The sequence below is a fragment of the Pseudoalteromonas sp. Z9A5 genome, assembly GCF_011378875.1.
Classification (GTDB): domain Bacteria; phylum Pseudomonadota; class Gammaproteobacteria; order Enterobacterales; family Alteromonadaceae; genus Pseudoalteromonas.
Window position 1 is genome coordinate 1 of sequence record NZ_WTLC01000099.1, and the last position, 1,302, is coordinate 1,302.

Here is a 1,302-nt window from a genome sequence, read left to right on the forward strand (position 1 = left end):
AAATTCATTCCTATCAATTTCGCTGAGCAAATTCTGCCTGGCACTTTTGAGTATGCCCTTTGTTATATTGTCGAAAATAAACTCGATTTATCGGGGTTTGACGCGTGGTACAACAATGACAAAACGGGCGCGGCGGCGTATCCACCTTCGGTAATGCTAAAGATTATTTTACTGGGCTATGCACATGGTTTGATCAGTAGCCGTCGAATTGCTAAAGCGTGTGAGACGAACATTTTATTTATGAGTGTGTCGGGAGATATCCAGCCGCATTACACATCAATAGCAGGCTTCGTTGCTAAAATGCATGAACAGATTGAGCCGATTTTTACGCAAGTGCTGATGATATGTGATGAGGAAGACTTGATAGGCCGCAACATGTTTGCCATTGATGGGTGTAAATTAAAGTCCAATGCGAGTAAAGGGTGGAGTGGCACATTCGATGAGTTAGGTCGCAAAAAAGCAAAACTAGAACGCGCAAGCAAACGTATTATTGAACGCCACCAATCACAAGATGGACTGGGCGAAGAATTGATAACTCAGGATTTAAAACAAAAAGAAAAGCTAGATAAAAGTGCAGATAAAATCACCGAGTTTTTAGCCACTCACGAAGAGAAAACAGCCAGTAAAGGCAAGTCTGTTAAAAGTAATATCACTGATCCAGATAGTGCAAAAATGACGACCTCAAAAGGGACAATTCAAGGCTACAACGGCATCGCGATTAATGACGATAAACACCAAATTATACTGCAAGCTCAAACGTGGGGCTCAGTGGGTGAGCAACAAACCCTACAGCCAGCTGTTAAGCAATTAAAGCAGCAGCTTGATAAATTGAACACTGACAAGCGCAAAGACGATCACACGATTAAGTTCACCGCAGACAGTGGGTTTAACAGCGAAGCAAATCTCGAATTTATGGCGCAAAGCGGGTTCGATACCTACATTGCGGATAATCAATTTAGAAAACGAAATCCGCTGTTTAAAGACAGCGAAACATACGAAACGGAGCAAGAAAAGCGCCGACTAAAACGCAGTAAAGGCAAGCCACTGTTATTTACCTCAGATGATTTTCATTATGATGAAGCAAACCAAACATGCCGCTGTCCTGCAGGTAATGATATGTGGCGAAGTGGGGTTAATGTAAAAAGTCATAACCAGCAATACACGCGATTCTGTGGTTACTTAAAAGACTGTAAAACATGCCCGCTAAAGCAGCAATGCATGCGAAAGCCACCCATTAAAACGGGGCGACAAGTACAGTTTATAAATAATGAATCACGCAAAAAGCTGAGCTATGTAGACAAA

General features: G+C 42.1%; 1 protein-coding gene. It reads left to right on the plus strand.

Annotated elements, in window-relative coordinates; all coding sequences use genetic code 11:
- Window positions 1-1,302: transposase (locus tag GQR56_RS21155; protein WP_166115348.1), on the plus strand; the 1,302-nt coding region annotated here is incomplete at both ends.